Consider the following 6,062-nt stretch of genomic DNA (forward strand, 5'->3'; position numbering starts at 1 on the left):
CGGGGCCGGTGTCCAATCCACGACCCTGGCGCTGATGTCCGCACCGGCCTGCGCGGGATTCGCGGGGAGGTCTATCTCCATCGCTCCGCCGTTCCGCTCGACGAGGCCGATCTGTCGATCGAAGCCGATCACGGCCAGCTCGATCTTTGGCCCAACGAATGTGAGGGCATGCGTGGTGTTTGACGCTGGCGCGGCCGTCCGGGGTGAAAGGCTGAAGGCCCGCCTTGTGGTCGCCCTCGATGGGGCTCGCCGCCCGGCGGCGCCGGATCGCTGGTCCTGCTGCCCCCACCCTTCGAGGAGTAACGACGGTCGCTTGAGGAGTCGGACGTTGTGCTCGATAGGGACGTCGCGCGATCTCCTGGCGCGAACTTCCCGGACCCTATCCTGCCATATCGGTTGCGAGAGGAAGCACGGATGTCGGGTTGGCCTCGTGGGGAGGTTTATCGCGCTGGCGCGAGGGGCCTTGTCGTCGGCGAGGTCGTGAGCGGGCGCGGGCCGTCGCCGGAGCTGAACGGCCAAGGCAAACGCGTGCCTTCATTCCGGTTGTCTTCGCGACGGGCACACCCACCTGCGTCCTCGATGTAGCTGGTCTGACCGAAGGCCGATCTCGCTTCGCTCGTCTCGCTCTTATCCCCGCAACGGCCGGGAGCGGCTTTCTTCCCCTGCCGGGACCACCCCATTGCGCAAGCGCAACGGGGACCCCGGATCGCCGCCATTCCTCGCGCGACAAGAAAGCCGCTCCCTGCCGCCCTCCACTGCGTTCCAGCCCAACGAGCCACCCCATTGCGCGAGCGCAACGGGGACCCCGGGGGTGCGGGTCGATCGCCTCCGGTCTGTCGACCGCCATCGAGGTCGCGGTGGGCGCGGCCCGAGAAAACCAAGGGAATGAGACAATGGCGACCATCGGCACCTTCACCACCACCACCAACGGGTTCGTTGGCTCCATCCGGACGCTCTCCCTCAACGTCAAGGCCAAGCTGGTCCGCGTCGAGAATCCGTCCGACAAGGGCCCCCACTTCCGCATCTTCGCCGGCGCGAATGTCGAGCTCGGCGCGGCCTGGCAGAAGACTGCCCGGGACACGGACCGCGACTACCTCTCCGTCAAGCTCGACGACCCTTCGTTCCCGGCCCCGATCTACGCCACCCTGATCGAGGTGGAAGGCGAGGAAGGCCTCCAGCTGATCTGGTCCCGGCCGAACCGGGACTGAGCCTCCGACCAGAGGGCCCCGCCTTGCGGCGGGGCCTTCAGCCTTTTTGGTAGCGAACGGCCGCAGCCAGGAGGACACACATGACCATCACCACAAATCTCACAGGCGCAAAGGTCCACCGTAGTGACGACATCGCGGTCTGGCCTGACGGAACATGGGCCGAGATCGGCGATGTTTGGAGCGGCGAATACACCTTCATGTCGGATGACTACGAAGTGGTTCCGATCAAGGATCACGCTCGCCTGGATGCCCTCGGCATCGCCGACGAGGTGCTCTAGCCGGCTCCCACGGTGTCCCAGCCGGAAGCAGGCATCGAACCTGCTTCCGGCTTGTCGGGTGCACAACCGGGAGCGGGGATGGCTGCTCAGATCGTCCCAGGATGCCATGGCGGCCCGAAGGCCTCAAGGACGAGCGGTTCCCCCAAAATGCTGGCGCATTTCGGCTCCCCCACTCGCCGGCTCCGGCGGTCGCTTCGCGCTCCTTGATCCCTCCGGCCCGCCATGACCGCCGGTGTCGTCTTTCACCAACATCAAGGAGACGACCAATGTCGATCGATCAGTACATCGAGGAACTGCGCGCCGAGCTGCGGAACGCCGTCGACGCCGTGGAGCGCCGTGAGATCGAGGCCGAGCTGGAGATGGCTCTCGCGGAGCGCGAACTCATCTGGGCCGAACTGGAGGGCCTGCTCAGCGGCGAGCCTCCCTTCTAGGGAGCTTTCGCCATGTCGCGCCGTCCAGGGCGCCACGCCGTTCGGCGACGGCGCTTCGGAGGGCTCGTCGTCGCACAAATGCGTTGAATGCTGTATATGACAGCAAAGGCAGCAAATACAGGAGATCGCCATGCCGCGTTCAGGTGGGTCCTATTCCACGAGCGAATTGTCCCGGAAGTCCGGCGATATCATCGCCGAGGCGCTGCGCCGGCCGGTGATGATCACCCAGCGCAACAAGCCGCGCCTCGTGCTCCTCAACATTGAAGACTATGAGCGGCTGATGCGCCAGTCGGACGCTCGTTCAGCGGGGACCATCGAGACGATGCCCGACGGCCTTCTCGCAGAGTTCGAGAATGCCGTCGACGCCTACGCGCGGGAGGATGAGGCCGGAAAGCCATGAGCTTCGACGACATCCAGACCGCGACTGTCATCCGCTATCCCTATCTCTGGGCGCGGCAGGCTCGTGCCGGCGAGACTGAGGGCCGCAAGGATCGGCCCGTCGCCGTCGGCGTGCGCATCGTCCGGCCGGACGGCGATCTCGTGCTCTTCTTTCCGATCACCACCAAGGAGCCGGAAGCATCGCGGTTCTTTGCCGAGATCCCGGCCATCGAAAGGCGCCGTGCCGGGCTGGATGCCGATCTGCGCCTCTGGCTCATCCTCGACGAATTCAACACCGATCTTATCGGTAGGTCCTTCTAACTCGAACCCGAGCCGCCCATCGGCCGCTTCAGCAAGGCGTTCTTCCTGCCGCTGCTGCGCCGGTTCATCGCCCGCCGGCAAGCCTTCACCGAGGTCAGCCGTTTCCGTTGACGCCGGCGTCGCCATAGCCGCGACGTCGTTTCGTCCGGGCGAGGCGCGAGAACGCGCCTTCAGCCTGTTCCGGCTGATCGAAGGTCTCCATCATCGACTGGCCGTTCGTGCCGATCCGGCCCCAGTTGCGGATGACCGTCGCCCCGCCGAACAGCGTCGGCTGGAGGGAGAGCGTATAAAACCGGCGCATGTTCCGTGCGGGATCGATGCGGCGGAGATGCAATGGGCCTGGTGCCGTTCTTTCCATGGAGCGAGTCTCGCGTCCCAGGGAAAGGACGTCCAACGACTTCCATGAATCGATCCCGCGGGACCGATTCATTCCCGTGATGACCACCTCAAGGCAAGGGCGGCATCTCGCCGTCCGCCGTCCGCCAGATCCAGGACGCCATCTCGGGCCGCGCGTCGATCATTTCCGCGAGCCCGCGGTCGTACTCTTCGCCAGCGCTCGCCGGCACGATGTACATCGCCACGGGCGATGGCCGCTGCTCCGGTAGCGTGACGCACACGAGCGGCTGCTCCCGGCTGAGATTGAACCGCAATCCCTTCACGCTCTTGCGCCGCATCCCCGCCAAGCGGGAGAGCAGGCGCAATTCATCGACGCTCTCGAAGGGAATCCAGTTTTCGGTCACCACTATCAGGGCGATCTCGTCGATAAACGAGACGCCCGCGCTGGAAATGCCGAACGTCGCGATGGCGATGAGGTGGGCGTTCGCGTTTGCTTCCCAAAGCTCCAGCTCGGTCTCGTAGCGCTTGCCCAGGCGACGCCAGGCGGCGTCCTCCAGCGTCAGCGAAAAATCCGGCAGGTGCCTGATGACAACCTTCCGGCCGGTGCGGGCCTCGGGGAATTCCTTGACCTCTCCCACCAGAAGCATGAGCTTTCGTGGTCCGCCGCCCACGGCGGTCTGGAGACCCGAAAGCGCGGTGGCGCGCCGCGCCGCGATCGCGGCCTTGTCCTCGGCATGGAACACCTCCGGCACGAAGAGGATGTCACCGAGCGGGCCTGCCCGGGTCTCCATCTGTTTCGCGGCGTTCATGAGGCTCGCCCGGACCTTGCCCCAACCGCGCTTGCGGGCCCAGAGCGACGTCCACTCCGTCAGCTCACCGGCCTCCCACAGATAGTGCAGCACCGCGCGCAGCGAGAGTTTCTTGGTCTCATTGCGCACCGTGTCGGACGGCTCGGACGCGGCTGCCGATGCCGTGCGGCTGCCACGCTTCGTCAGCGAGAAATCCAGCTTGAGGACCGCGGCGCCGGTCGCTGCGTCGATCTGGATTGCATTGCCGATGAGGGGCCCGAGGCCGGAAAGCTCGTAGGGTGGTTCGTAGGAGGGGCAGGACGGCGCATGGTCGCGTCCCGACAGGGGCATACGCTTGACCAGCAGGTCCCCATCGACCCGTGCGATGTACATCGCGATGGGCTTTTCGCTGCACAGGCAGAGGGGCCGCTGTTTGCGCTCGTAGGCTTGGGCGAGGGCGGATTGAAGCTCCGGCGTGTCCTCGTTGAAGGTCCCCTCGGCAATCCTGAACTGCCGCATGACGGTCGCCTGCCTCATTTAACGGCCTGATATGAAGCAGTATAGGGGCTGTCCATGTTCCGATAAACCCTGAACGGCCAACCTCCATCGTCGAGACCATGAGGACTTGACGACGCTTTGCGCTGGGCGCATCCGGCAAGCCGGACCGGGCTCTATTCCGCCGGGTACCCTGGCTCCACGAAGCCCGCCAGGCGGTCTTCGCGCCTTGCGGCGTAACGATCCCTTGCGCGGGCCTGGTCCCTCCGGCGCGTCACAAGGGCGTCGGAGGGCTGAACCGGTTGACTCCATTGGTGCAGCCTGCCTGCCGGCAGGAGCTGCGCGCGCCAATGCCCAGCGTCCCGAAAGACCCGTGTCTGCTCAGAATGCCCAGTGTGCCATGGCGGGCGGACACGCCTCAAAACCGCGCGGCCCCTCCGATTTTCCCGCTGCGCAGGAAAATCGGTTCCTCCGCGCGCCAGCAAGCTGGCCGCTGACGCGGGTTTTGACCCGTGCCCACCCGCCATGACCGCCGTCGTCATCTTTCACAAGAACATCGAGGAGATGACGATGACGCTGGAACACCACATCGAGGAACTGCGCGCCGAGCTGCGGAACGCCATCGATGCCGGCGAGCGCCACCAGATCGAAGCCGAGCTTGAGGCGGCCCGCGCCCAACTCGCCCGCCGGATCGCCGAGGAGGAGCTGCCGTGAGGCAGCTCTTTCCCTTCATGGCAAAAGCCGGAGCAGCCGGATCGACCGTCTGCTCCAGCTGGCCGCGGCGCGGCCATGGGCACGTTGCCGTCATGGAATGACGGCAACGTGCCAGATTGAATCGCCGCCGATGCCGTCGTCGACGGCAATCGATCGTCCTGCGGCGAACGAAGGGCGGATTTCGTGGTGGTGGGCAACCTTGTGAAATGGCGCCACGAAACAAGCGTTTGTCGCGCGATGACAGCTGGTTGATGACGATGCGCAACAGGGTGTTCTTTCACGGCGCGATCGACCCCTCGACAAGGCACGCCCGGTTGGCCATCCTGGACCTGTACACGAAATGTTCCACAGGGCTGAGCCGGTGCCGAAGGGATGGCGGGCTCCGATCCGGTGACCGGCGACGCGACGGCGATGACGACCAATCAGCTTCTATCTCCGAACAAGGCGGGCAGGGGTCTGGGCAGCGGATCGGCAACCTGCCGGTCGCTGCCGCTTCCGCTCGCGCTGCCCTTCAGCATCCTTGAGCACATCGGGCGCGGCACCTTCTATTGCGTGTGGTATCTCGCCTTCTATGTCCTGTGCATGTTTCGGCCGTTCACAGGGCTCATGATGCTGGCCTCGATCGTCATGGTCCCGGTTTCGATCGTGGTCTATGCCCATCCCGATGCCGCCCGTGGAATGCCGTTCTGGAGCTTCGGCCTGATGTCGATCGGCCTTGTTGCATGCGCGCTCGCCTATACGATCTTCCTCGACTGGTTCACGCCGCCCGGCACCGCGGACCCGTTCGAGCGATATCGGAAAGGCAGGTAGCCGCCCTCGGACACCTGTGCATGCGGCTACCGGCAGACCGCGGTGAGCGCCCGCGTCTTGGCGGGCGCGCCAGGAAGCCTCACCTCGTGTGCTCAGTAGCGCTGCGGCACGTAGAGTTCGGGGCCAGCGCAGGGCGCTTGTCGTTCGGGTCGAACCCGCGCTCCGGCACGTGATTTCCTAGAGCGTTTCATGTTTTGATTGAAGCGTATCCTGCGTTAGCGATGTAGTTTGAGCATTCGGCGGGCTGGATGCGGTGGACGAGGTCTCCGATGTGGCGCCACGTGTCTTCGACGGTGCGCTTCT

At 65.2% G+C, this 6,062-nt stretch carries 8 protein-coding genes and 2 pseudogenes; 7 read left to right on the forward strand and 3 right to left on the reverse strand.

All coding sequences use genetic code 11. The annotated features are described in order from the left end of the window. Nucleotides 1–893: 893 nt before the first annotated feature. The 5 genes and pseudogenes from ABLE93_RS22240 to ABLE93_RS22260 all read left to right on the forward strand — a co-directional run bounded on the left by ABLE93_RS22240 (nt 894) and on the right by ABLE93_RS22260 (nt 2,727). Nucleotides 894–1,208, forward strand: coding sequence for a DUF736 domain-containing protein (locus ABLE93_RS22240; protein ID WP_011993091.1), 315 nt, complete (start codon nt 894–896; stop codon nt 1,206–1,208). An 80-nt stretch (nt 1,209–1,288) separates the two neighbouring features. Further along, entirely contained in the window at nt 1,289–1,486 is a 198-nt protein-coding gene (locus tag ABLE93_RS22245; protein WP_348841966.1) for a hypothetical protein, read from the forward strand. 266 nt (nt 1,487–1,752) lie between these two features. Beyond that, nucleotides 1,753–1,917 (forward strand): hypothetical protein, encoded by a 165-nt coding sequence (locus ABLE93_RS22250; protein ID WP_011993093.1) that lies wholly within the window; start codon nt 1,753–1,755, stop codon nt 1,915–1,917. 130 nt (nt 1,918–2,047) lie between these two features. Next, a complete protein-coding gene (locus ABLE93_RS22255) occupies nt 2,048–2,317 on the forward strand; it encodes a type II toxin-antitoxin system prevent-host-death family antitoxin (RefSeq protein WP_011993094.1) in 270 nt (89 codons plus the stop codon). Continuing rightward, a pseudogene (locus tag ABLE93_RS22260) lies at nt 2,314–2,727 on the forward strand (hypothetical protein). Before ABLE93_RS22255 ends, ABLE93_RS22260 begins: the two are co-directional and overlap by 4 nt. Here ABLE93_RS22260 and ABLE93_RS22265 read toward each other — a convergent pair. Together ABLE93_RS22265 and ABLE93_RS22270 are read right to left on the reverse strand one after the other, a co-directional pair. After that, complete coding sequence (locus ABLE93_RS22265; protein ID WP_203196828.1) at nt 2,711–2,974, reverse strand: WGR domain-containing protein; 264 nt, start codon at nt 2,972–2,974, stop codon at nt 2,711–2,713. The pseudogene ABLE93_RS22260 and the gene ABLE93_RS22265 overlap by 17 nt on opposite strands. A gap of 88 nt (nt 2,975–3,062) precedes the next feature. Continuing rightward, a complete protein-coding gene (locus ABLE93_RS22270) occupies nt 3,063–4,259 on the reverse strand; it encodes a DUF1173 domain-containing protein (RefSeq protein ID WP_348841967.1) in 1,197 nt (398 codons plus the stop codon). Between the two features lie 501 nt (nt 4,260–4,760). Here ABLE93_RS22270 and ABLE93_RS22275 point away from each other — a divergent pair. Beyond that, the gene (locus tag ABLE93_RS22275) at nt 4,761–4,949 is read left to right on the forward strand and encodes a hypothetical protein (protein ID WP_348841968.1); all 189 of its coding nucleotides are present in this window, start codon (nt 4,761–4,763) and stop codon (nt 4,947–4,949) included. Between the two features lie 372 nt (nt 4,950–5,321). After that, nucleotides 5,322–5,759: a hypothetical protein gene (locus tag ABLE93_RS22280; protein WP_011993100.1), complete on the forward strand. Its 438-nt coding sequence runs from the start codon at nt 5,322–5,324 to the stop codon at nt 5,757–5,759. A gap of 187 nt (nt 5,760–5,946) precedes the next feature. On the opposite strand, the pseudogene ABLE93_RS22285 reads toward ABLE93_RS22280, so the two are convergent. Next, nucleotides 5,947–6,062 (reverse strand): annotated as a pseudogene (locus ABLE93_RS22285) (IS630 family transposase); the annotation flags it as partial.

It is taken from the genome of Xanthobacter pollutisoli (assembly GCF_040044995.1).
GTDB lineage: Bacteria > Pseudomonadota > Alphaproteobacteria > Rhizobiales > Xanthobacteraceae > Xanthobacter.

Bases quoted from the DNA above. Each gene is read 5' to 3' on its own strand.
- ABLE93_RS22240 (WP_011993091.1), top strand. From the start codon at position 894: ATGGCGACCATCGGCACCTTCACCACCACCACCAACGGGTTCGTTGGC.
- ABLE93_RS22245 (WP_348841966.1), top strand. From the start codon at position 1,289: ATGACCATCACCACAAATCTCACAGGCGCAAAGGTCCACCGTAGTGAC.
- ABLE93_RS22250 (WP_011993093.1), top strand. From the start codon at position 1,753: ATGTCGATCGATCAGTACATCGAGGAACTGCGCGCCGAGCTGCGGAAC.
- ABLE93_RS22255 (WP_011993094.1), top strand. From the start codon at position 2,048: ATGCCGCGTTCAGGTGGGTCCTATTCCACGAGCGAATTGTCCCGGAAG.
- ABLE93_RS22265 (WP_203196828.1), bottom strand. From the start codon at position 2,974: ATGGAAAGAACGGCACCAGGCCCATTGCATCTCCGCCGCATCGATCCC.
- ABLE93_RS22270 (WP_348841967.1), bottom strand. From the start codon at position 4,259: ATGCGGCAGTTCAGGATTGCCGAGGGGACCTTCAACGAGGACACGCCG.
- ABLE93_RS22275 (WP_348841968.1), top strand. From the start codon at position 4,761: ATGACCGCCGTCGTCATCTTTCACAAGAACATCGAGGAGATGACGATG.
- ABLE93_RS22280 (WP_011993100.1), top strand. From the start codon at position 5,322: ATGGCGGGCTCCGATCCGGTGACCGGCGACGCGACGGCGATGACGACC.